The organism is Stenotrophomonas acidaminiphila (genome assembly GCF_014109845.1).
Classification (GTDB): Bacteria; Pseudomonadota; Gammaproteobacteria; order Xanthomonadales; family Xanthomonadaceae; genus Stenotrophomonas; species Stenotrophomonas acidaminiphila.
The window spans coordinates 3,759,126-3,779,916 of the sequence record NZ_CP043567.1; the positions used below are offsets into that span (position 1 = coordinate 3,759,126).

Genomic DNA, 20,791 nt, shown 5'->3' on the forward strand with positions numbered 1-20,791 from the left:
ATGGACGATTCCCGCCAGTACGCGATCGAGATCGAGGTATCGCCTCGTTTCATCGACGAACAGTCGGCGCCCGAGGACGGGCGCTACGCGTTCGCCTATACGATCCGCATCCACAACCGCGGCAACGTGCCGGCACGGCTGATCAGCCGCCACTGGCGCATCACCGACGCCAACGGCCGCACCGAGCACGTGGATGGCGACGGCGTGGTCGGCGAGCAGCCGCGGCTGCGCCCGGGCGAGGAGTTCCGCTACACCTCCGGGGTGATGCTCGGCACCGAGCGCGGCACCATGCAGGGCCACTACGACATGCTGGCCGACGACGGCACCGAATTCGCCGCGCCGGTCGCGCCGTTCGTACTGTCCATTCCCAGGACCCTGCACTGATGGCGACCTGGGCGATCGGCGACCTGCAGGGCTGCTACGACGTTACCCAGCGGCTGCTGGAGAAGATCAACTTCGACCCGGCCGCGGACCGGCTGTGGTTCTGCGGCGACCTGGTCAACCGCGGCGGGCAGTCGCTGGAAACCCTGCGCCTGGTGCATTCGCTGCGCGAGCACAGCGTGGTGGTGCTGGGCAACCACGACCTGTCGCTGCTGGCCGTCGGCGCGCGCAGCGCCGAGGAGCAGCGCAAGGTCAACCCCGACCTGCAGCGCGTGGTGCTGGCCGAGGACCGCGACGAGCTGCTGGACTGGCTGCGCCAGCAGAAGCTGGTGCACGTGGACCGCAGCCTGGGCTGGATGATGTTCCATGCCGGGCTGGCGCCGAAGTGGACGGTGGCGATGGCCGAGCGGCATGCGCGCGAAGTGGAGCTGCAGCTGCACGGCAATGGCTACCGCAAGCTGCTGCGCAACATGTACGGCGACGGTCCCAGCTGGGCGCCCAACCTCACCGGCTACGACCGCTCGCGCGCGATCATCAACATCTTCACCCGCATGCGCTACTGCACGCCACGCGCGCGCATCAGCATGGAAGACAAGGGCACGCCGGGCACCCAGCAGCTGGGCATGTACCCGTGGTTCGAAGTACCGGGCCGGGTCGAGCGCGAACTGAAGATGGTCTGCGGCCACTGGTCGGCGCTGGGCCTGACCATCACCCAGGGCGTGCACGCCATCGACACCGGCGCGGTGTGGGGGGGCAAGCTCACCGCATTGCAGCTGGACAGCGACGAACTGCGCGTGGTCCAGGTACCCGGCCGCGACGTGCCGGCGCCGGTACCCGGCGCGCATCCGCCGCGGCGGCCACCGTCCGAGCGCCGCGCCGAAGCAGGGACCGAGGCGCAGGGCGAACGCCGCGAGCGCCGCCGGCCGCGCCGGCATCGGCCACACGCTGGCGGCAACAACACTGGCGGCAACAGCGGCGGCAACGGCGGCAACCCGACGGGCACGCCCGGCAACAACGGCGGCGCCGCGCCCACCGCGTAACCTTCAGCAGGCGAGCGTCTGGCAGGCCTCCAGGCAGTTGCCATCGGCGTCGTGGAAGCGGAAATACACCACGCCGTCGCCACGCTCCAGTTCGCCGACACGCACGCCACGCCGTTGCAACGTCGCCAGGGCGGCCGCCGCATCGGGCGTGGCGAAGATCGGAAATGCCGCCTGCGCGCGTGGATCCACCGCCGGCGCGCCGGCCTTGCGCTGCCACAGGGTCAGGCTCGCGCCCTCCGCCAACGGCAGCACGGCCAGGCATTGGCCCGCATCCACGTACGTGGCCTGCAGGCCGAGTTTCGCGGCATACCAGGCAACGGCGGCCTGGTAATCGTCCACCGGCAGGATGAACGTGTCGATCCGGTCGAACAGTGCGGTCATGCCCTTCTCCCCGGGGTGCAGGGTTTCGATGCCTGCGCGGGCCGTGCCAGGCACGCCGGCAGGTACAGGTACGGCAGGCCTGGGATCAGCGGCCCGCGCGGCGCGCCCGGACCGGCGCATCGCGGCGACGCGCCGGGACCGCTGCGGTCCCGCTCAGGAGCGCCGGCGCAGGTAATGGGCGAAACGGAAGGCGAACGCATGCCGCGCATCGGCCGGGTGCGCCTGGCTGCGCACTTCCTGCCACAGCGCGGGGTCGACCTCGGGAAAGTGGGTGTCGGCCGCCACCTCCGCATCCACCCAGGTCAGGTGCAGGTCGGTGGCCTGGTCGATCAGCAGCCGGTATATCTCGCCGCCGCCGATCACGCACAGCTCCCCGGCGGCCTCCCCGGCGGCAATCTCCCGGGCCTGCTCCACCGACGCCACCGCGCGCATCCCCGCGAACGGCACCTGGCCGCCGCGGGTCAGCACCAGGTTGGTCCGGCCCGGCAGCGCGCGCCCGAGCGACTGCGCGGTCCTGCGCCCCATCAGGATCGGCTTGCCGAGGGTGAGCGCCTTGAAATGCCTGAAGTCGTCGGGCAGGTGCCAGGGCATGGCGTTGTCGCGGCCGATGCCACGGTTGCGGTCCAGCGCGGCGATCAGCGACAGCTTCATCACACCGCCACCGGCGCCTTGATCGCCGGATGCGGGTCGTAGCCGTCGATGCGGATGTCGTCGAAGGCGAAGCCGAACAGGTCGGTCACCTCGGGGTTCAGCCACAGCGTCGGCAGCGCGCGTGGCGCGCGCGCAAGCTGTTCGCGGGCCTGCTCGAAATGGTTGGTGTACAGGTGGGCGTCGCCCAGCGTGTGCACGAAATCGCCCACGCCCAGCCCGGTGGCCTGCGCCACCATGTGGGTGAGCAGCGCATAGCTGGCGATGTTGAACGGCACGCCCAGGAAGATGTCGCCGCTGCGCTGGTACAACTGGCAGCTGAGCTTGCCGTCGGCGACGTAGAACTGGAACAGGGTGTGGCAGGGCATCAGCGCCATCTGCGGCAGCTCGCCCACGTTCCAGGCGCTGACCACCAGCCGTCGCGAGTCCGGATTGCGCCGGATCTCGTCCAGCAGCCACTGCATCTGGTCGATCTGGCGGCCGTCGGCCGCGGCCCAGCTGCGCCACTGCCTGCCGTAGACCGGGCCGAGGTCGCCGTTGGCGTCGGCCCATTCGTCCCAGATGCCGACCTTGTTGTCCTTCAGGTAGGCGATGTTGGTGTCGCCCTTCAGGAACCACAGCAGCTCGTGGATGATCGAGCGCAGGTGCAGCTTCTTGGTGGTGACCAGCGGGAAGCCCTCATTGAGGTCGAAGCGCATCTGCCAGCCGAACACGCTGCGGGTGCCGGTGCCGGTGCGGTCGGCCTTGTCGGTGCCGTGTTCCAGCACGTGCCGCAGCAGGTCGAGGTATTGCTTCATTCTTCGCCTCCGGCGAAAGGCTTCATTCTCCGCCTCCGGCGAAAGGCTTCATTGTCCGCCTCCGGCGCAGGGCTTCACGCCTTGCCCCCGGCCGGCACCACCGGCTGCAGCGTCGGCGCGCGCCGCGACATCGCCAGCAGCACCAGCCCCAGCACGATCAGCGGCAGGCTCAGCAGCTGGCCGCGGGTGAACCAGTCGAAGGCCAGGTAGACGCCGTTGTCGGGCATGCGCACGAATTCCACCAGGAAGCGGAAGCCGCCGTACATCAGCGCGAACAGGCCGGACACGGCGTAGCGCGGGCGCGGCTTCATCGAGTACGCCCACAGCACCACGAACATCACCAGGCCTTCCAGCAGCGCTTCGTACAGCTGCGAGGGATGGCGCGCGTACTGGGTCAGCAGGCCCGCCGCGTAGTCCTGCCGGATCTGCGCGGCCGACATCAGCTGCTCCATGGTCGGCAGGCCGGCCGGCACGTCCTTGAGCGGCGCATGCGGGAACACCACGCCCCAGCCGGCGTGGGTGAACTTGCCCCACAACTCGCCGCCGACGAAGTTGCCGAGCCGGCCGAAGCCCAGCCCCAGCGGCACCAGCGGCGCCACGAAATCGATGGTGTCGAAGTAATGCAGCGCATGCTTGCGGGTCCACCACCAGCCGGCGGCCATGACCCCGAGCAGGCCGCCGTGGAAGCTCATCCCGCCCTCCCAGACGCGCAGCAGGATCAGCGGGTTGTGCAGGAAATCGGCGGTGGCGTAGAACAGCATGTAGCCGATGCGCCCGCCCAGCACCACGCCGAGCATGGCGTAGAACAGCAGGTCGGAAAACGCGTTCATGTCCACGCCCGGCAGGCGCCCGGCGCGGATGCGGACGCGCCCCAGCCACCATGCCGCGGCGAAACCGAGCAGGTACATGATGCCGTACCAGTGCACCTTGATCGGCCCCAGGGAAAAGGCGATGGGGTCTATGTCGTGAAGGTAGATCATGCAGGCAGGTCCGGCGGACGAACCCCTATTCTCGGCGCAGCGCCCGCGGGGCTCAACCGTCGCCTCACCCGAGCAGCTGCGGGCGGTCGGGCAGCTCGTTGCCACGGGCCTGGCCGGGGTCGGCCGGAAAGTGCGTGGCCAGCAGCGCCGAGATCGTGGCGATGGCCGCCAGCACAGCGGCCTCCAGGTCGCCCTCGCGCCGGCGGCGGCCGAACTCCTCGCAGACCTGGCGCCACTGCGCCGGGTCGATGCGCCCACGCAGGCCGCGGTCGGCCACGATCTCGACCGCATGGTCGGCCAGCAGCAGGTAGAGCAGCACGCCGTTGTTGTCGCGGGTGTCCCAGGTGCGCAGCACGGCGAAGGCGTGTTCGGCGCGTTCGCGCGGCGACACCCCGCGCCACAGCGCGGCCAGCGGCAGGTCGGATTCGACCGCGAACATCACTTGCCCGGCATGCCCGCGCTCGCCGTCGGCGATGGCCCCGGCGATGCGGTCCAGGCTCGCGGCAGGGAACCGCGCATGCGCGGAAGGCGAAAAAAGATGGCGCAGCCAACGCATCACCAGCTCCCCGAGGCGCCGCCGCCTCCCGAACGCCCGCCACCGCCGGACCAGCCTCCGCCACCGCCGAAGCCGCCACCGCCGAACCCACCGCTGCCAAAGCCGCCGCCGCGGGCGAAGCCGCCGGGCGACATCCCGCCCAGGGACATGAACAAGGCCACCGCCGCGGCCACCCCGCCACCGGCCAGCGACAGCAGCAGCCAGCCCGCGGCACCGCCGAGCAGCGCCGCCAGCGCGCCGCGCATCGGCCGCGAGCGCCGCGCGAACAGCAGCCGCACCAGCACAGCGGCGAAGCCACCGATGAACAGTGCGATGCCGAACGTGGCATTGCCGCCGTCCGGCTCGCGGTTGCTGGCCACCGGCGCCGGCAGCGGCTCGCCGTCGATCAACCGCACCAGCACCGCGGTCGCCTCGGCGATGCCGCCGGCGTAGTCGTCGTTGCGGAAGCGCGGCACCAGGTATTCCTGGATCACCCGATTGGCGATGGCGTCGGGAATCGCGCCTTCCAGCCCATAGCCGGGCTCGATGCGCACGCGGCGGTCGTCCCTGGCCACCACCAGCAGCACGCCGTCGTCCACGCCCTTGCGGCCGATGCCCCACTGCTCGAACACGCGCGTGGTGTACTGGGCGATGTCCTCCGGCCGGGTGCTGGGCACGATCAGGATCTGCAGCTGGCTGCCCTTGCGCTGCTGCAGCGCCAGCGCCTGCTGCACCAGCGCCTGGCGCTGCGCCGCATCCAGGGTGCCGGTGGTGTCCACCACCGGCGAGTCCAGCGGCGGGATCGGCGCCAGCTGCTGCGCCACGGCCGTGCCCGGCCCGGCCGGGCCGAGCAGGAATGCCAGCAGCAACAGGCGCAGCAGGCGGCTCATCGGCTTACTGCGCCGGCGCGGGTGCCGGCGGCGGCGTCTGCGGCTGCGGTGCCGGGCGGTTGCCGAAATCCACCGTCGGCGGCTGCGCGATCTGCGCCTCGTTCTCCACGCTGAAGTTCGGCTTGGCCGCGTAGCCGAACAGCTTGGCGGTGATCACCTGCGGGAACGAGCGGATATAGGTGTTGTAGTCCTGCACCAGCTGGATGTAGCGCCCGCGCGCGACGGTGATGCGGTTCTCGGTGCCTTCCAGCTGCGCCTGCAGGTCGCGGAAGTTCTGGTCGGACTTCAGCGTCGGGTAGTTCTCGCTGACCACCAGCAGCCGCGACAGCGCGCTGCCCAGTTCGCCCTGCGCCTGCTGGAACTGCTGCAGCGAGGCGGCATCGTCGGCGTTGACCTGGATCTGCCCCACCTTGGCGCGCGCATTGGTCACCTCGGTCAGCACCTGGCGCTCCTGCTGGGCGTAGCCCTGCACGGTATTGACCAGGTTGGGGATCAGGTCGGCGCGGCGCTTGTACTGGTTGAGCACCTCGGACCAGCCGGCCTTGACCGCCTCGTCCTTCTGCTGGATGGCGTTGTAACCGCAGCCGGAAATCGAGCCCGCCACGATGGCGAGCAACACGAGGCGGAGGAACTGGCGCATGGGCGGGTCCTGGGGTGGCTGGAATCCCAAGCATGCCACCACCGCCGTGCAACGTGTGCATACGACCGGGGCCGGCGCGTGCCGGCCCCGTCAGCAGCGCGCCACCGGCACCGGGCCGGCGGCGGGCAAGGGCTCACCAGTTGTCCGAGCCCGGGATGTGGTGCTGCCTGGCGTTGCGGCGCATCAGCAGGTTCAGCCACTCCACCATCACCGAGAAGCCCATCGCGGCATAGATGTAGGGCTTGGGCACGTGCACTTCCAGGCCGTCGAGCACCAGCACCGCGCCGACCAGCAGGATGAAGGCCAGGGCCAGCAGCTTGACGGTCGGGTTGGCGTCGATGAAGCGGCCCAGCGGGTTGGCCGCCAGCAGCATCACCGCCACCGACAGCAGCACCGCGCAGACCATCACCGGGACGTGGTCGGCGATGCCGACGGCGGTGATCACCGAATCCAGCGAGAACACGATGTCGATGATCGCGATCTGCGCGATCACCGTGCCGAACGCGGCCGATGCCTTGGTCGTGGTGGGGTCCTGGTCCTCGCCGCCGCTGACCAGTTCGCGCACTTCCTTGATGCCCTTGTAGAGCAGGAACAGGCCGCCGACGATCAGCACCAGGTCGCGGATCGAGATGCCCATGCCGGCCACGGTGAACAGGTTGCTCTCCATGTGCGCCAGGTAGGCCAGCGAGACCAGCAGCATGATGCGGGTGATGCAGGCCACGGCGATGCCGACCCGGCGTGCCAGCGGGCGCCGGTGCTCGGGCAGGCGGCCCACGGCGATGGAGATGAACACCAGGTTGTCGATGCCGAGCACGATTTCCAGTGCGCTGAGCATGAACAGGGTGACCCATACGTTCGGGTCGGCAAGAAACTCAAAAGACATGCAGGCAATCCTTCAACGAAGACAATGCGCCGCCATCGCGCGGCGGGTGGTTCAGAAAATCCGGGGCGCCAGGATCAGCCCCCAGCACAGCAGGACATTCATCATCATCATGAACACCGCCGCCGAGCCCATGTCCTTGGCCCGTCCGGCCAGCACGTGGAACTCCGGGCCGTAACGCTCGATCACCGCCTCGATGGCCGAATTGGCCAGTTCCATGGCGAGCACCATCAGCATCGAGCCGACCAGCAGCACGCGTTCGACCGGGGTCTGCCCCAGCCACAGCGCCAGCGGGGCCAGCAGCACGAACAGGTAGACCTCCAGCCGGAACGAGGATTCGTGCTTCCAGGCCGCCGTCAGTCCCTGCCAGGACCAGACCGCGGCCTTGAGCACGCGCAGCGGGCCGCGCGGCAGGTTGCCGATCTCGTCAGCCATGCGTGCGGCCCTCGGTCGAGCCGGCGCGGGCGGCCGGAACAGGGCGGGAACGGGAAATATCCATGCAGGCGGCCGTGGCGATGAACAGCGCGGGATTCTGCCACAGGCGCCCTGCCGGCGCCCTGTCGCCTGCTCGCACACCCTCGCCGACGGGCGGCCGCAGCGCCACCGGGCATGCGCCGCGCGGGCGCGCGGGCCCCCCCGGCAGCCGCGGCCGGCGGCGCCCGGTCAGGGGGAAGCGACGTCGTCCACGCCCCGTTCGGGCTGCGCGGCATCGCGCGCGAAACGCACCGTCACCGTGGTCCCGTGCCCGGGTTCGCTTTCCAGCTCGATGCGCCAACCGAAGCGCTCGCACAGGCGATGCACGATCGGCATGCCCAGGCCGTGGCCCTGGCGCCGCTCCGGCTCGACCCGGAAGAACGGCTCGAAGATCCGCGCCAGCGCCTCGGGCGACATGCCGATGCCGGTGTCGCGCACCACAACCCGGTCGGCCTCCACGTACGCATCGACGCGGCCGCTGTCGGTGTAGTTGCAGGCGTTGCGCAGCAGGTTGCCGACCACCACGTGCAGGACCTGCGGCGGCACCCGCAGCGGGCTGGCGGCGGCGACATGGACTTCCAGCTCCACCGGCCGCCCGGCCAGGCTGCCGCGGGCGTTGGCCGCCTCGTAGCGGACCACGTCGGCCACCTCGACCCACTCGGCCTGCGGCTCGATGTTGGCCTCGCGCGCCAGGATCAGCAGCGCGTCGATCAGCGCTTCCATGTCGCGGCCGGCGCGCTGGATGCGCTGCAGGCTGCGCTGCAGCCCCGGGCTCAGTTCCTGCGCGCCCAGCGCCATGTCGCTGGCCATGCGGATCACGGTCAGCGGGGTGCGCAGTTCGTGGCTGGCATCGCGGGTGAAATTGCGCTCGCGGGCGACGTGGTCGCCGATGCGCCCGGCCATGGTGTGCAGGGCGCCGGCCAGTTGCCGTACCTCGCCCTGCACGTCGGCCGGCAACCGCTCCGGCGCCAGTTCGCTCGCATCCGGGTACAGCGGGTCCCATTGCGACACCCGTCGCGCCAGCCAGGTCACCGGCGACACCACCCGGTGCGAGACGTGGTAGGTCAACCACGACGCGCCATAGACCGCCAGCAGTACCAGCAGCACCGGCACCACCCCGAACCAGAACGCCAGGTGCTGGGCCTGCGAGCGCAGGAACACCAGGTACAGCCGCCCGGCGGGCTTTTCGTCCACCAGCACCAGTTCGTCGGCATCGCCGATCTCGTGGAAGCCCGGCGCCAGCCCGCGCAGCGCGGGCGGCAGACTCAGCGGCGACTGCCCCGTCTCCAGCAGGTAGCCGCGGACATTGCTGGTATTGGGCGGCGGCTGCACCGGCGAGGCCTGGTACAGCTCCCAGTAGTGCGCCGCCTCCTGCCTGAGCAGCGCGTTGACCAGCCCGAACTTGACCACCAGCAGCACCAGGTAGCCGCCCAGCAGCACTGCAAGGCCGGCCAGCAGCGCCTGCAGCATGAAAGCGGTCCTGATCTTGCGCGGCAACCCGTGCAGCATTGCGGTTCCGTGGATGGTCCAGAGCGGTTAGGGGAAATGCACTCCGGGGCGGGCCGCGGCACGGCCCTCCCGGTCGCGACGGAGTACGCTCCCCCGCATGGCTCAGCCCATCGGCTGGGCGATATCGGCAATGCGGTAACCCGCGCTCTGCACGGTGTGCAGCAGCGGCCGGTCGAACGGCTTGTCGATGATCTTGCGCAGGTTGTACAGGTGGCTGCGCAGGGTATCCGAGTCCGGCAGGCCGTTGCCCCAGATTTCACGCTCGATTTCCTGCCGGGTCACCACCCGCGGCGATTCGCGCATCAGGATGGTCAGCAGGCGCAGGCCGATCGGCGACAACTGCAGCTCGGTGCCGGCGCGGGTGGCGCGCATGCTGACCGGGTCCAGCACCAAGTCGGCCACCTTGAGCACTTCGGCGCCCACCTGGCGGCGTTCGCGGCGGATCAGCGCGCGCAGGCGCGCTTCCAGCTCCTGGATGGCGAAGGGCTTGGTCAGGTAGTCGTCGGCGCCGAACCCCAGCCCGGTGAGCTTGTCGTCCAGCGTGTCGCGCGCGGTCAGCATCAGCACCGGCGTGGACTTGCGCGCCTCGTTGCGCAGGCGGCGGCATACCTCGATGCCGTCCAGGCGCGGCAGCATCAGGTCCAGCACCACCACGTCGTAGCTGTTTTCCGCCGCCAGCCGGTAGCCGTCCAGGCCATCGCAGGCATAGTCCACTTCGAATCCCTTGCTCTCCAGGTATTCGCCGATCATCTCGGAAATGTTGCGGTTGTCCTCGATGACGAGCACCAGTCCGGACGATTCCTTGGTCTGTCGCATGGAGCCTCCTCGTTCTTCAGCTTTGTGAAAGATGCCGTACCCCGAGTGGACCCCATGTGAAGAAAGTCCGCGACGCCGGGGCCGGCCCGGCCGGCCGTGCTGCACCTATGCTATGCGCGCCTTCCCACGGACCCGGACATGCCCGCCCCGCCCTTCACCGCCTATCTGTACCCGGTACTGCTGCTGGTCGCCAGCAACGTATTCATGACCATCGCCTGGTACGGCCACCTGAAGTACCGTTCGGCGCCGCTGCTGACGGTGATCCTGGTCAGCTGGGGCATCGCCTTCTTCGAGTACTGCCTGCAGGTGCCGGGCAACCGGCTGGGCGCTGCGGTCTATTCGGCGCCGCAGCTCAAGGGCATGCAGGAGGTCATCACCCTGCTGGTGTTCGCCGGGTTCTCGGCGGTCTACCTGGACCAGCCGCTGAAATGGAACCACTGGGCCGCGTTCGCGCTGATCGTGGTCGCGGCGCTGCTGATGTTCAAGGAATGAGCCCGCGCGGCGGCGCCATGCCGCCGCACGGACGCCACCGCCCCGGCGCTCAGTCCGTGGCCGGCGCCTTTTCGACCCAGGCGGCGAACACCTCGCCGATCTGGCGCGCGTCGACCGCATGGCCCGCCTGCACGGCCTCGGCCTGGGTGAACAGCGGCACGATCATCGCCATGCCGTCGACCGGGGTCTTCAGGCGTACCCCCGGCGCCTGCGCCAGGAACCGCTCCCAGTACCCGCGCACCCGCGCCCAGTAGCCGGCGGTGGCGGCCCAGTAATCGCGCGCCGGGCTGAAATCCACATCGGTGCTGCGGACGTAGTCGTTGAAGCCGAACTCGCGCGCGATTTCATGCTGCCCGCCATCGGGGTCGCGGCGCACCTTGGTGTTGAACTGCTCGTGGGTCCAGCCATTGGGGGTCAGGGTGTGGCGGTTGACCATGGCCAGCGCGTTGTAGTCGCTGCGCCGGGTGTACTCGCGGCGCGGCAGCGGGCGCCAGCCCGGGTCGCTGGTCCAGCTGGGCACGCCGTTGTCGTAGCGCCAGCGGCCGGTGCCGCAGTAGCGCGGCGCGTCGCTGACCTCGTAGACGCACTGGGTCCAGGCGCCGCGGGTGAGGTCGGCGGGAAGCGCGCGCACCCGCCAGGTCTGGTCGGCGCTGAACTCGAAGCGCACCGGCGCTTCGTAGGTCCAGTCCTGGCGCCAGTGCTTGGTCACGTGGCCGCTGGCCGGATCCACCAGCAGGTGCTGCAGCACGATGCGGGTGGGGGTGTCCTCGACCACGACCACCAGTTCGTTGCCGCCACTGCGCATCGCCGGCGCGCGCGCATAGCCGGGCTGCAGCAGCACGGTTTCGTCGAAGGCGAAATCCACCGCGTACTCGCCCTGCATGCGCACGATGGTGGCGTGGTCGCGGACGGGGTCGGCGGGCGCGGCGGAGGCGCCGGCACTGGCGGCGCATACCAGCAGCAGGCTGGCGCAATGCGGTTTCATCATGGGTTCCTCGGGGGCGGTGGGAAGGCCGTCCATGGCCGGGTGACGCTCCATCGGGGGAGGCGGCCGGTGCCGCTCACCAGGCCAGCGACAGGCTGGCCGAGAGCGTGCGCCCGGGGTTGCTGTAGCGGTCGACCACGCTGCTGGAGGCGGCCAGGGTTCCGGCCAGGCTGGACCATTCGATGTAGCTGCGGTCGGCCAGGTTGAACACGCCGACGTGGGCGGTGGCGCCCGGTGCGAAGCGCCAGTGCGCCATCAGGTCGAGCACGCCGTAGCCGGCCGGGCGGAACGCGTCGGCGCGGGCGACCCGGCCCTTGCGGCGGGCGAAGCTGCCGGCCAGCTGCATGCCCCAGTCGTCGCGGTCGTAGGCCAGCCCGAGGCTGCCGCGCAGCGGGTCCACCGTGTCCAGCGGCACGCCTTCGCTGAGGTTGCGCCCGCGCGACCAGGCCGCCGCCCCGCGCAGCGACCAGCCGGCCAGCCGCGCATCCAGCGCGCCGAGCTCCAGCCCCGCCTTCAGTTCGGCGCCATGGATGCGGGCGTCGGCGATGTTCTGCGACTGGAACACCATCAGCCCCTGCGCGTTGGTGCCGACGTAACGCTGCGATTCGATGAAGTCGCGGTAGTCGTTGCGGTAGCCGCCGAGGCTGGCCCACAGCGCCGGCCCCATGTAGCGCACGCCCAGTTCCAGGCCATTGCTGGTTTCCGGTTTCAGGTCCGGGTTGGGAATGGCGGTGTAACCGAACATGACGTTGGTGAAACCCAGGTTGACGTCGTTGTACGGCGGCGAGCGGAAGCCGCGTGCGTAGCCGGCGAACAGCGACCAGCGCGGGTCCAGGCGCCAGACCATGCCCAGCTTCGGCGACACGCTGGTCTTGCGCAGCGAGGCCAGCGCCACGCCGGGGTTGTCGCCGCTGAAGATCGCGTCGGCCTGCGGTTCGAGCCGGTAGTGGTCCACGCGCGCGCCCGGCACCAGCGACAGGCGGCCGTCGGCCAGCCGCACCTCGTCCTGCAGGTACAGGCCCAGCTCGGTGGTGCGGCTGACCGGGAAGTCGCGCACCGGGAACGCGTCGGGCAGGATCGTGCTGCTGGTGCTGCCATTGGCCAGCACCTGGTAACCGTCGCGCTTCTGCCGGATCCGGGTCCAGGTGCCGTCGAAGCCCCAGGTCAGCGTGTGCTCCGCCGCGCCGGTGGCCAGGCGCTTGTCGAACTGCGCCTGCGCGCCATGCACCCGCTGGTCGAAGTCGAACACGCGGTGGCGGCGGCTGCGGTTGGCGCGGGCCTCGTCGGTGACCTGGGTGGTTTCGCTGTCCTGGCGGTACAGCTGCCAGCGCAGGCTGTCGGCGAAGGCCGCGTCCAGGGCGTCCATTTCATGGGCGAACGACACCCGCGCGCGGGTCTGCCTGTCGTGCGCCTTCATGCCGGTGGTGGTGGCATGGTCGATGGCCGACAGGACGTCGGTGTCGGTGATGTCCTCGTTGCCCTCCACGGTCAGCCGCAGGCGCTGGTCCGGGTCCGGCGCATAGACCAGCTTGGACAGTACGCTGCGCCCGTCGCGCTCCTGCGGGTTCGCCGCGGTGCGGGTGTTGTCGGCGCTGCGTACCTGGCCCGTATTGCCGGTTTCCTGGCCCTGGCGGTGGTTGACGTTGACCATGCCGCTCCAGCGCGTGCCGCCGAAGGCGGCGGTCACCCCGCCCAGCAGGCCCTGCCAGTCGCCGTCGTAGCCCAGCTTCAGGCCGACGTGGCTGTGCTTGCCGTCGCCCAGGTAATCGGCCGGGTCCTTGGTGACGAAGGCGACCACGCCGCCCAGCGCGTCGGAGCCGTACAGCGAACTGGCCGGACCGCGCACGATTTCCACCCGCTTGAGCGTTTCCAGGTCGGTGAAGTCGCGGTTGGCGCTGGCGAAGCTGCCGATGGCGAAACCGCGCGGCATGGCGATGCCATCGGTCTGGATCAGCACGCGGTTGCCGTCCAGCCCGCGGATGCGGAAGCCGCCCAGGCCGAAGCGGGCCACGCTGCGGGTCACCGAGATGCCCGGCTCGTAGCGGACCAGGTCGTCGATGTCATGGACCAGCTGCCGGTCGAGCTGTTCGCGTTCGATCACGTCGACCGTGGCGGCGACGTCGCCGACCGCACGCCCGGTGCGGGTGGCGGTGACCTGGACGCGGTCCATCTGGTGGGCATCGGCCGGCGCGGCGGGGTCGGCATGGGCGGGAAACAGCGTCGCCCACAGGGCGGCGCTCAAGGCGGCAGGACGGATCATGGGTACCTGGAATCGAAAGGTTGGCCCGCGGCGCGGCGGCCGGCCGCCGCAGCGGCCCGGCCGCGGCCGAGGGGGAGAGAAGATGCGATTCAGGCGTGCATGGCGCGCGCACGCGCCGGCTGGCGGCGAATGCGGCCGGGAATTACTTGGTGAGGATCAGCTTGTCGTTGCTGGTATGGCGCAGGCGGTAAACGCGGTCGCCGTGGCGGATCAGGATCTCGCGCTGGCCCTTCAGCAGCGCGCCGCTGTCGATGGCGTCATCGACGGGCAGCGGGCGCGGGGCGGGACGCTGCGGCAGGTGCAGGGTACGGGGACGGAGCAGGACAGGTTGGGCGAACATCGCGGCGGTTCCGTGGCGGGGACGGAATTGATGATAATGATTCTCATCCGCGACGCAAGAGGGTCGCACACGCTTTTGCCACGCGCGTGCATCCCACCGCGTGTCCAGGCCGGCGGCAACGCCCCCGGCCCGTCGCCGCCATCAGTCGAACGCGGCTTCCAGCCTGCCCCATGCGTCCTCGCCAAGGCGCTCGAACACCTCCAGCGCGCGCAGGTTCTCCTCCAGCTGCGCGACCCGGCTGGCGCCGAGAATCACGCTGGAGACATGCCGGTTGCGCAGGCACCAGGCGATGGCCAGCTGCGCCGGCGATTCGCCCAGCTCCGCGGCCAGCGCGGTGAAGCGCCGCACCTTGTCCAGGCGCGCATCGGCCGGTTCGCCCAGCACCGCCGACTGCAGCCAGCCCAGCGACGGCTGCGCCAGCCGCGAGCCGGCCGCGATGCCGTCGTTGTACTTGCCGGTCAGCAGGCCCGAGGCCAGCGGCGACCAGATGGTCGTGCCCAGCCCGGCGTCGGCGTACAGCGGCGCATATTCCTGCTCCACCCGGGTGCGGTGCAGCAGGTTGTACTGCGGCTGTTCCATGCTCGGCGCATGCAGGCCGTTGCCGCGGGCGAACGCCACCGCCTCGGCGATCTGCGCGGCCGACCATTCCGACGTTCCCCAGTACAGCACCTTGCCCTGGCGGATCAGCACGTCCATCGCCTGCACGGTCTCGGCGATCGGCGCCTCCGGGTCCGGGCGGTGGCAGTAATACAGGTCCAGGTAGTCCACCCGCAGGCGCTTGAGCGCGGCATGGCAGGCATCGTGCACGTGCTTGCGCGAGAGCCCGCGCTGCAGCGGGTTGGGCGCCTCGACCGCGCCGAAGAACACCTTGCTGGACACGCAGTAGCCGTCGCGCGGCAGGCGCAGGTCGGCGATCACGTCGCCCATCACCTGCTCGGCCCGGCCCTGCGCGTAGACCTCGGCGTTGTCGAAGAAGTTGACCCCGTTGTCCCAGGCCGCGGCGATCAGGTTGCGGGCCTCGCCGCGGGCGATCTGGCTGCCGAAGGTGACCCAGGCCCCGAAGGACAGGGCGGAAAGCTGCAGGCCGGACGACCCGAGGCGGCGGTATTGCATGGCTGGCTCCTGGAACACGGCGCGCGCCGGCGGCGCGGACAGCCGCCAGTGTAACCGCCGCCACCGTACCGATAGCGCCCGGGACCTTGCCGATGCCGGCCTGATCGCCGCCGTTGCCCCCTTCCGGCATCGGGATTGTTGCCCGGTGCTGGCCGCTGCTCTAGGCTTGCCGCTTTTGCGGGCTCGCCCGGGGAATACTCATGGTCGAAGGTTTGGGCAGGATCGGCTTCGGCCTGTTCGGTCTGGCGGTGCTGATCGGCATCACCTGGCTGTTTTCCAACAACAAGAAGGCAGTGGACTGGAAGCTGGTCGCCACCGGCATCAGCCTGCAGATCGCTTTCGCCGCACTGGTGCTGCTGGTGCCGGGCGGGCGCGACGTGTTCGACTGGCTGGGCCAGGGCTTCGTCAAGATCCTCAGCTTCGTCAACGAAGGCTCCGGCTTCATCTTCGGCAGCCTGATGGACGTGTCCAAGTACGGCTTCATCTTCGCCTTCCAGGTGCTGCCGACCATCATCTTCTTCTCGGCGCTGATGGGCGTGCTCTACCACGTCGGGGTGATGCAGGCGGTGGTCAAGGTCATGGCCTGGGCGATCACCAAGGTGATGCGGGTGTCCGGCGCGGAAACCACCAGCGTCTGCGCCAGCGTGTTCATCGGCCAGACCGAGGCGCCGCTGACCGTGCGCCCCTACATCCCGAAGATGACCCAGTCCGAGCTGATCACGATGATGATCGGCGGCATGGCGCACATCGCCGGCGGCGTGCTCGCCGCCTACGTGGGCATGCTCGGCGGCGGCGACCCGGTGGCGCAGGCGTTCTACGCCAAGCACCTGCTGGCGGCGTCGATCATGGCCGCACCGGCCACGCTGGTGATCGCCAAGCTGCTGGTGCCCGAGACCGGCACCCCGCTGACCCGTGGCACGGTGAAGATGGAAGTGGAGAAGACCTCGTCCAACATCATCGACGCCGCTGCCGCCGGCGCCGGCGACGGCCTCAAGCTGGCGCTCAACATCGGCGCCATGCTGCTGGCCTTCATCGCCCTGATCGCGCTGCTCAACGCACCGCTGACCTGGCTGGGCGAGGTCACCGGCCTGGCCCAGGCCATCGGCAAGCCGACCAACCTGGCGACCATCTTCGGCTACGTGCTGGCGCCGATCGCCTGGGTGATTGGCACGCCGTGGGCCGACGCCACCACCGTGGGCTCGCTGATCGGCCAGAAGGTGGTGATCAACGAGTTCGTCGCCTACCTGCAGCTGTCGGAGATCATCAAGGGCAATGTCGCCGGCGTCAGCCTGAGCGACGAAGGCCGCCTGATCGCCACCTACGCGCTGTGCGGCTTCGCCAACTTCAGCTCGATCGCCATCCAGATCGGCGGCATCGGCGGGCTGGCCCCGGACCGTCGCCACGACCTGGCCAAGTTCGGCCTGCGCGCGGTGCTCGGCGGCACCATCGCCACGCTGATGACGGCGACCATCGCCGGCGTGCTCAGCCACTTCGGCTGAGCCCGCGCGCTCCCCCTTCGGCTCCCCCCAAGCCACCTGAAGAGAAATTGATTCCATGAAGTCTGTTGTTGTTGCCGGTTCCTTCAATGTCGACCACGTCTGGCGCTGCGATGCCCTGCCCGCGCCGGGGGCGACCATTGCCGGGCGCTACAGCACCGGTCCTGGCGGCAAGGGCTTCAACCAGGCGGTGGCCGCGCGGCGCGCCGGCGCCGGCATCACCTTCGTCTGCGCGCTCGGCGATGACGCCGGCGGCGCGCTGGCGCGGCAGCTGGCCGCGGCCGACGGCATCGTGCTGGCCGCCGAGGCCAGCAGCGAGCCCACCGGCACCGCCGGCATCTACGTGGACAGCCGCGGCCGCAACTCCATCGTCATCGGCCCGGGCGCCAATGCCTCGCTGAGCACCGGGTTCATGGCCGCCAACGCGGCGCTGATCAGTGCCGCCGGGGTGCTGCTGGCGCAGCTGGAGTCGCCGGTGGAGTCGATCGAGGCCGCCCTGGGCATCGCCCGCGAGGCCGGCGTGCTGACCGTGCTCAACGCCGCCCCGGCCAACGCCCCGTCGACCATCGGCCTGCTCAAGCTGGCCGACGTGCTGACCCCGAACGAAACCGAGTTCGCCGCCCTGCTCGGCCGCCATGTCGGCGAGCGGGTGGAGGCCGACGACGTGGCGGCGCTGGACGGCGCCAGCCTGCATGCGCTGTGCCGCAAGCTGTCCGGCAACACCGTGGTGGTCACCCTCGGCGCGGTCGGCGTGTTCGTCTCGCACGACGAAGAGCGCCTGCGCGGCGACAGCCAGCCCTACTACCGCGTGGCTGCCGAGGCGGCGCAGGTGGTCGATACCACCGGTGCCGGCGACGCCTTCAACGGCGCCCTAGCGGCCTCGCTGGCGCAGGCGCCGGACGCGGCCTTCATCAAGCACGTGCGCTTCGCCAACCAGTACGCGGCCCGCTCCACCGAGAGCGAAGGCGCCGCCGCGGCGATGCCGCGGATGACCCCGGCCGACGCCGCCTGAGCCTCCGCGCCGCTACTCCGCTGGCCTTGACCGGTGCACGGGCGGCGGCCGCTCGCGGCGGAGCGGCGCGGCGATGGCGCGGCGCCGCCACCGGCAAACCGGATGATGGCTGAAGCCACGCCCGCGCACCGGGCCGGCGCCGGCATCGGCGCCGCGCCGGGCACTACAATGCGCCGCATGCAGATCGGCCCCTACACCATCGCGCCCAATGTGGTGCTCGCGCCCATGGCCGGCGTCACCGACAAACCGTTCCGGCAGCTGTGCAAGCGGCTCGGCGCGGGCCTGGCCGCCTCGGAGATGACCATCTCCGACCCGCGTTTCTGGAATACCCGCAAATCCATCCACCGCATGGACCATGCCGGCGAGCCGGCGCCGATCAGCGTGCAGATCGCCGGCACCGAGCCGCGGCAGCTGGCCGAGGCCGCGCGCTACAACGTCGACCACGGCGCGCAGATCATCGACATCAACATGGGCTGCCCGGCCAAGAAGGTGTGCAATGCGTGGGCCGGCTCGGCGCTGATGCGCGACGAAGCGCTGGTGGCGCGCATCCTGGAGGCGGTGGTGGGCGCGGTGGACGTACCGGTCACGCTGAAGATCCGCACCGGCTGGTGCGCGCAGGTGCGCAATGCCCCGGCCATCGCCCGCATCGCCCAGGACAGCGGCATCGCCGCGCTGGCGGTGCACGGCCGCACCCGCGACCAGCACTACACCGGCACCGCCGAATACGACACCATCGCCGCGATCAAGGCCATGCTGGACATCCCGGTGCTGGCCAACGGCGACGTCGATTCGCCGCGCAAGGCCGCGCAGGTGCTGGCCCACACCGGTGCCGACGCGGTGATGGTCGGACGCGCCGCGCAGGGCCGGCCGTGGATCTTCCGCGAGATCGCCCACTACCTGGCCACCGGCCAGGAATTGCCGCCGCCGTCGCTGCAGGAAGTGCGCGACATCCTGCTCGGCCACCTCGCCGACCTGCATGCCTTCTACGGCGAACCGCAGGGCGTGCGCATCGCCCGCAAGCACCTGGGCTGGTACGCGAAGGACCGGCCCGAACACACCGATGAACAGCGCGCGGCCTTCCGCGCCGTGGTCAACGCCGCCGAGAGTGCCGACGCGCAGCTGCGGCTGACCCGCGACTACTTCGACGGGCTGATCGCCGCGCAGCCGCTGGCTGCCGCCTGAGAGCCGCCACGCCCTGTCCCCGCCGCCGACGGCCTCCGGCCTCGGCCCGGGGCATTGAAAAGCCCGCCCGCGAAGCGGACGGGCCGGGGCCGGCGCGGGGGGAGGAGCGCGCCGGGAGGCTCAGGCGAAGACCTTGAAGCGGGCCTCGTCTTCCATGTAGCTCTTCTCGCCGATGGCCGCCGCATTGGAGCCGAACGGCATCTGCGCGCGCAGCTGCCAGTTGCCGGCGATACCCCACTCGCGGCGCACCGCCTCGTCCACCAGCGGGTTGTAGTGCTGCAGGCTGGCGCCGACGCCGGCTTCGGCCAGCGCCGTCCACACCGCGAACTGGGCGATACCGTTGGCGTGTTCGGCCCAGACCGGGAAGTTGTCGGCGTACAGCGGGAACTGGTCCTGCAGGCCGCGGGTCACGTCCACGTCGTTGAAGAACAGCACCGTGCCGGCGCCTGCGGCGAAGCTGTCCAGCTTGCCCTCGGTGGCGGCAAAGGCGGCGGCCGGCACGATCGGGCGCAGCGCGTCCTTGACCAGCTCCCAGAACTTCACGCTCTGCGCCCCGTGCAGGATCAGCGCGCGGGTGGGCTGCGAATTGAAGGCCGACGGCGCCTCGCGCATGGCCTGCTTGATCAGGTCGGTGGCCTGGTCCTGGCCGATGGGCAGGTTGCGGCCGAGCGCGTATTGGGAACGACGCTGCTTGTACAGGGCAATGGCTTGGCTGTTCATGGTGACTCCGGAAGGAAGGAAAGCCGGCAAGGCGGCCATTCGTGGAATGGGCGCCAGTGTAATTGCCTACAAATTCAGAACAAATATTAAAAAAATCACTATTTGTTCCAAATTCAGCACACCCAACCTTCCGCCGGAATCTCCCGTCTAGCCGCCCGTCACCTCCGCCGCCGGCATCACGCCCTCATCGTTCCATATCCGGCGCCAGACCTGCGCCAGCCGCTGCTCCAGCACCGCGCGACCACCGGCGTCGCGGTACACCGGGCGCAATTGCCGCGGCGGAATCGGCGCCCAGCGGCCCCCCTGCTCGCGGGCCACGGCGAAACTGAAGTTGTAGTCCGGCTCAAGGCCCATGCGCAGGTCGCTGAGCACCAGTTCGCCGTCGCGCACCTGCGCGCGCATGAAACCGCGGTTGAACCATTGCAGCCGCGCCACCGCCGGGATCGCCGCGGCCTGGCGCAGCGCCTGCACATTGGAGGGATGGCCGGTGAAGCGCATCGGCCCGTGGTCGGCCCACAGCGAGCGGTCGCCGACCACGTAGCCCTGCGGGGTCATCGCCACCACCCGCCACAGCAGCGTGTTGAACGGCATCGGCACCGAGAACCGCGGTGCGTCGGCCAACCCCATCGCCGCCAGCGCGCGGCCGGCGTCGCGCTCGACCCGGTGCTTGGCCAGCAGCGACCAGCCCAGGTAGCCGCAGCTGAGCACCAGCCCGGCGACCAGCGCGCGCTGCGCCAGCGGGCGCGCCCGCGCGAACCACGCCACCGCGCAGGCCAGACCCAGCCACAGCGTGTACAGCGGATCGATGATGAACACGCTCGACCACATCGTCGGATGCGGCATCAGCGGCCACCACAACTGCGTGCCGTACACGGTGAACGCGTCCAGCAGCGGATGGGTGACCAGCGCCAGCACCATCGCCCACCACCAGCGCAGCGGCGCCTGCGCCACCCGGCCGTGGCCGAAGCGCCGGTACAGCCACCAGATCAGCGTGCCCAGCAGCGGCAGCACGAACAGCGAATGGCTGAAACTGCGGTGCACCGTCATCAGGCTCACCGGGTCGCGGGTGAAGGCGATGATCAGCAGCCCGTCGAGATCGGGCAGCGTGCCCAGGGCGGCACCGGCGAGCAGCGCCGCGCGACGGTGGCCGGCGGGCGCGATGGCGGCGGCGACGGCGCCGCCGAGGACGATCTGGCTGAGGGAATCCATGCCCGCATTAT

General features: G+C 70.3%; 23 protein-coding genes. 6 read left to right on the forward strand and 17 right to left on the reverse strand.

Features of this window, described 5'->3' with window-relative positions; genetic code table 11:
• On the forward strand, positions 1–384 hold the full coding sequence (gene apaG / locus F0P95_RS17135; RefSeq protein ID WP_054667547.1) for a Co2+/Mg2+ efflux protein ApaG: 384 nt from the start codon (positions 1–3) through the stop codon (positions 382–384).
• Entirely contained in the window at positions 384–1,421 is a 1,038-nt protein-coding gene (locus F0P95_RS17140) for a symmetrical bis(5'-nucleosyl)-tetraphosphatase (protein ID WP_182335235.1), read from the forward strand. The genes apaG and F0P95_RS17140 overlap by 1 nt, the downstream gene beginning before the upstream one ends.
• A gap of 3 nt (positions 1,422–1,424) precedes the next feature.
• On the opposite strand, the gene F0P95_RS17145 is transcribed toward F0P95_RS17140, so the two are convergent.
• From F0P95_RS17145 to F0P95_RS17195, 11 genes are all read right to left on the reverse strand, one after another.
• Positions 1,425–1,802 (reverse strand): VOC family protein, encoded by a 378-nt coding sequence (locus tag F0P95_RS17145; protein WP_182335236.1) that lies wholly within the window; start codon positions 1,800–1,802, stop codon positions 1,425–1,427.
• Positions 1,803–1,955: 153 nt separating this feature from the next.
• Positions 1,956–2,453, reverse strand: coding sequence for a dihydrofolate reductase (locus F0P95_RS17150; RefSeq protein ID WP_182335237.1), 498 nt, complete (start codon positions 2,451–2,453; stop codon positions 1,956–1,958).
• A complete protein-coding gene (locus F0P95_RS17155; protein ID WP_182335238.1) occupies positions 2,453–3,247 on the reverse strand; it encodes a thymidylate synthase in 795 nt (264 codons plus the stop codon). Before F0P95_RS17155 ends, F0P95_RS17150 begins: the two co-directional genes overlap by 1 nt.
• A 74-nt stretch (positions 3,248–3,321) precedes the next feature.
• Entirely contained in the window at positions 3,322–4,227 is a 906-nt protein-coding gene (gene lgt / locus F0P95_RS17160; protein WP_182335239.1) for a prolipoprotein diacylglyceryl transferase, read from the reverse strand.
• Between the two features lie 64 nt (positions 4,228–4,291).
• Positions 4,292–4,783 (reverse strand): TPM domain-containing protein, encoded by a 492-nt coding sequence (locus F0P95_RS17165; protein WP_182335240.1) that lies wholly within the window; start codon positions 4,781–4,783, stop codon positions 4,292–4,294.
• The gene (locus F0P95_RS17170; RefSeq protein WP_182335241.1) at positions 4,783–5,652 is read right to left on the reverse strand and encodes a TPM domain-containing protein; all 870 of its coding nucleotides are present in this window, start codon (positions 5,650–5,652) and stop codon (positions 4,783–4,785) included. Before F0P95_RS17170 ends, F0P95_RS17165 begins: the two co-directional genes overlap by 1 nt.
• 4 nt (positions 5,653–5,656) lie before the next feature.
• A complete protein-coding gene (locus F0P95_RS17175; protein ID WP_182212716.1) occupies positions 5,657–6,292 on the reverse strand; it encodes a LemA family protein in 636 nt (211 codons plus the stop codon).
• 133 nt (positions 6,293–6,425) lie between these two features.
• On the reverse strand, positions 6,426–7,175 hold the full coding sequence (locus F0P95_RS17180) for a TerC family protein (protein WP_182212715.1): 750 nt from the start codon (positions 7,173–7,175) through the stop codon (positions 6,426–6,428).
• A gap of 51 nt (positions 7,176–7,226) precedes the next feature.
• Positions 7,227–7,607, reverse strand: coding sequence for a diacylglycerol kinase (locus tag F0P95_RS17185; RefSeq protein WP_182335242.1), 381 nt, complete (start codon positions 7,605–7,607; stop codon positions 7,227–7,229).
• 228 nt (positions 7,608–7,835) lie between these two features.
• Positions 7,836–9,155 carry a sensor histidine kinase gene (locus F0P95_RS17190; RefSeq protein ID WP_182335243.1) on the reverse strand — a complete coding sequence of 440 codons (1,320 nt, stop codon included), beginning with the start codon at positions 9,153–9,155 and terminating at the stop codon, positions 7,836–7,838.
• Between the two features lie 102 nt (positions 9,156–9,257).
• A complete protein-coding gene (locus F0P95_RS17195) occupies positions 9,258–9,971 on the reverse strand; it encodes a response regulator transcription factor (protein ID WP_054667567.1) in 714 nt (237 codons plus the stop codon).
• A gap of 138 nt (positions 9,972–10,109) precedes the next feature.
• On the opposite strand from F0P95_RS17195, the gene F0P95_RS17200 reads away from it, so the two are divergent.
• On the forward strand, positions 10,110–10,463 hold the full coding sequence (locus F0P95_RS17200) for a DMT family protein (protein ID WP_182335244.1): 354 nt from the start codon (positions 10,110–10,112) through the stop codon (positions 10,461–10,463).
• Between the two features lie 49 nt (positions 10,464–10,512).
• Here the strand turns inward: F0P95_RS17200 and F0P95_RS17205 are convergent, their stop codons facing one another.
• The 4 genes from F0P95_RS17205 to F0P95_RS17220 form a co-directional block, all read right to left on the reverse strand.
• Positions 10,513–11,448 (reverse strand): DUF6607 family protein, encoded by a 936-nt coding sequence (locus tag F0P95_RS17205; protein WP_182335245.1) that lies wholly within the window; start codon positions 11,446–11,448, stop codon positions 10,513–10,515.
• A 76-nt stretch (positions 11,449–11,524) separates the two neighbouring features.
• Positions 11,525–13,708 carry a TonB-dependent hemoglobin/transferrin/lactoferrin family receptor gene (locus F0P95_RS17210; protein WP_182335246.1) on the reverse strand — a complete coding sequence of 728 codons (2,184 nt, stop codon included), beginning with the start codon at positions 13,706–13,708 and terminating at the stop codon, positions 11,525–11,527.
• A gap of 142 nt (positions 13,709–13,850) precedes the next feature.
• A complete protein-coding gene (gene hemP, locus F0P95_RS17215; protein WP_182335247.1) occupies positions 13,851–14,048 on the reverse strand; it encodes a hemin uptake protein HemP in 198 nt (65 codons plus the stop codon).
• A 141-nt stretch (positions 14,049–14,189) separates the two neighbouring features.
• Complete coding sequence (locus tag F0P95_RS17220) at positions 14,190–15,161, reverse strand: potassium channel beta subunit family protein (protein ID WP_182335248.1); 972 nt, start codon at positions 15,159–15,161, stop codon at positions 14,190–14,192.
• A 200-nt stretch (positions 15,162–15,361) separates the two neighbouring features.
• Between F0P95_RS17220 and F0P95_RS17225 the strand changes: the two genes are divergently transcribed.
• The 3 genes from F0P95_RS17225 (at position 15,362) to dusB (ending at position 18,851) form a co-directional block, all read left to right on the forward strand.
• Positions 15,362–16,660, forward strand: a complete 1,299-nt coding sequence (locus F0P95_RS17225) for a NupC/NupG family nucleoside CNT transporter (protein ID WP_054667572.1) — start codon at positions 15,362–15,364, stop codon at positions 16,658–16,660.
• 55 nt (positions 16,661–16,715) lie between these two features.
• Entirely contained in the window at positions 16,716–17,669 is a 954-nt protein-coding gene (locus tag F0P95_RS17230) for a ribokinase (RefSeq protein ID WP_182335249.1), read from the forward strand.
• A 177-nt stretch (positions 17,670–17,846) separates the two neighbouring features.
• Positions 17,847–18,851: a tRNA dihydrouridine synthase DusB gene (dusB, locus tag F0P95_RS17235; RefSeq protein WP_054668774.1), complete on the forward strand. Its 1,005-nt coding sequence runs from the start codon at positions 17,847–17,849 to the stop codon at positions 18,849–18,851.
• Between the two features lie 120 nt (positions 18,852–18,971).
• On the opposite strand, the gene F0P95_RS17240 is transcribed toward dusB, so the two are convergent.
• Together F0P95_RS17240 and F0P95_RS17245 are read right to left on the reverse strand one after the other, a co-directional pair.
• Positions 18,972–19,571, reverse strand: coding sequence for a nitroreductase family protein (locus tag F0P95_RS17240; RefSeq protein ID WP_182335250.1), 600 nt, complete (start codon positions 19,569–19,571; stop codon positions 18,972–18,974).
• A gap of 147 nt (positions 19,572–19,718) precedes the next feature.
• Entirely contained in the window at positions 19,719–20,780 is a 1,062-nt protein-coding gene (locus F0P95_RS17245; protein WP_182335251.1) for a metal-dependent hydrolase, read from the reverse strand.
• Positions 20,781–20,791 lie beyond the last annotated feature (11 nt).

Coding starts and splice junctions, on each gene's coding strand:
- apaG (WP_054667547.1), top strand. CDS start 1: ATGGACGATTCCCGCCAGTACGCGATCGAGATCGAGGTATCGCCTCGT.
- F0P95_RS17140 (WP_182335235.1), top strand. CDS start 384: ATGGCGACCTGGGCGATCGGCGACCTGCAGGGCTGCTACGACGTTACC.
- F0P95_RS17145 (WP_182335236.1), bottom strand. CDS start 1,802: ATGACCGCACTGTTCGACCGGATCGACACGTTCATCCTGCCGGTGGAC.
- F0P95_RS17150 (WP_182335237.1), bottom strand. CDS start 2,453: ATGAAGCTGTCGCTGATCGCCGCGCTGGACCGCAACCGTGGCATCGGC.
- F0P95_RS17155 (WP_182335238.1), bottom strand. CDS start 3,247: ATGAAGCAATACCTCGACCTGCTGCGGCACGTGCTGGAACACGGCACC.
- lgt (WP_182335239.1), bottom strand. CDS start 4,227: ATGATCTACCTTCACGACATAGACCCCATCGCCTTTTCCCTGGGGCCG.
- F0P95_RS17165 (WP_182335240.1), bottom strand. CDS start 4,783: ATGCGTTGGCTGCGCCATCTTTTTTCGCCTTCCGCGCATGCGCGGTTC.
- F0P95_RS17170 (WP_182335241.1), bottom strand. CDS start 5,652: ATGAGCCGCCTGCTGCGCCTGTTGCTGCTGGCATTCCTGCTCGGCCCG.
- F0P95_RS17175 (WP_182212716.1), bottom strand. CDS start 6,292: ATGCGCCAGTTCCTCCGCCTCGTGTTGCTCGCCATCGTGGCGGGCTCG.
- F0P95_RS17180 (WP_182212715.1), bottom strand. CDS start 7,175: ATGTCTTTTGAGTTTCTTGCCGACCCGAACGTATGGGTCACCCTGTTC.
- F0P95_RS17185 (WP_182335242.1), bottom strand. CDS start 7,607: ATGGCTGACGAGATCGGCAACCTGCCGCGCGGCCCGCTGCGCGTGCTC.
- F0P95_RS17190 (WP_182335243.1), bottom strand. CDS start 9,155: ATGCTGCACGGGTTGCCGCGCAAGATCAGGACCGCTTTCATGCTGCAG.
- F0P95_RS17195 (WP_054667567.1), bottom strand. CDS start 9,971: ATGCGACAGACCAAGGAATCGTCCGGACTGGTGCTCGTCATCGAGGAC.
- F0P95_RS17200 (WP_182335244.1), top strand. CDS start 10,110: ATGCCCGCCCCGCCCTTCACCGCCTATCTGTACCCGGTACTGCTGCTG.
- F0P95_RS17205 (WP_182335245.1), bottom strand. CDS start 11,448: ATGAAACCGCATTGCGCCAGCCTGCTGCTGGTATGCGCCGCCAGTGCC.
- F0P95_RS17210 (WP_182335246.1), bottom strand. CDS start 13,708: ATGATCCGTCCTGCCGCCTTGAGCGCCGCCCTGTGGGCGACGCTGTTT.
- hemP (WP_182335247.1), bottom strand. CDS start 14,048: ATGTTCGCCCAACCTGTCCTGCTCCGTCCCCGTACCCTGCACCTGCCG.
- F0P95_RS17220 (WP_182335248.1), bottom strand. CDS start 15,161: ATGCAATACCGCCGCCTCGGGTCGTCCGGCCTGCAGCTTTCCGCCCTG.
- F0P95_RS17225 (WP_054667572.1), top strand. CDS start 15,362: ATGGTCGAAGGTTTGGGCAGGATCGGCTTCGGCCTGTTCGGTCTGGCG.
- F0P95_RS17230 (WP_182335249.1), top strand. CDS start 16,716: ATGAAGTCTGTTGTTGTTGCCGGTTCCTTCAATGTCGACCACGTCTGG.
- dusB (WP_054668774.1), top strand. CDS start 17,847: ATGCAGATCGGCCCCTACACCATCGCGCCCAATGTGGTGCTCGCGCCC.
- F0P95_RS17240 (WP_182335250.1), bottom strand. CDS start 19,571: ATGAACAGCCAAGCCATTGCCCTGTACAAGCAGCGTCGTTCCCAATAC.
- F0P95_RS17245 (WP_182335251.1), bottom strand. CDS start 20,780: ATGGATTCCCTCAGCCAGATCGTCCTCGGCGGCGCCGTCGCCGCCGCC.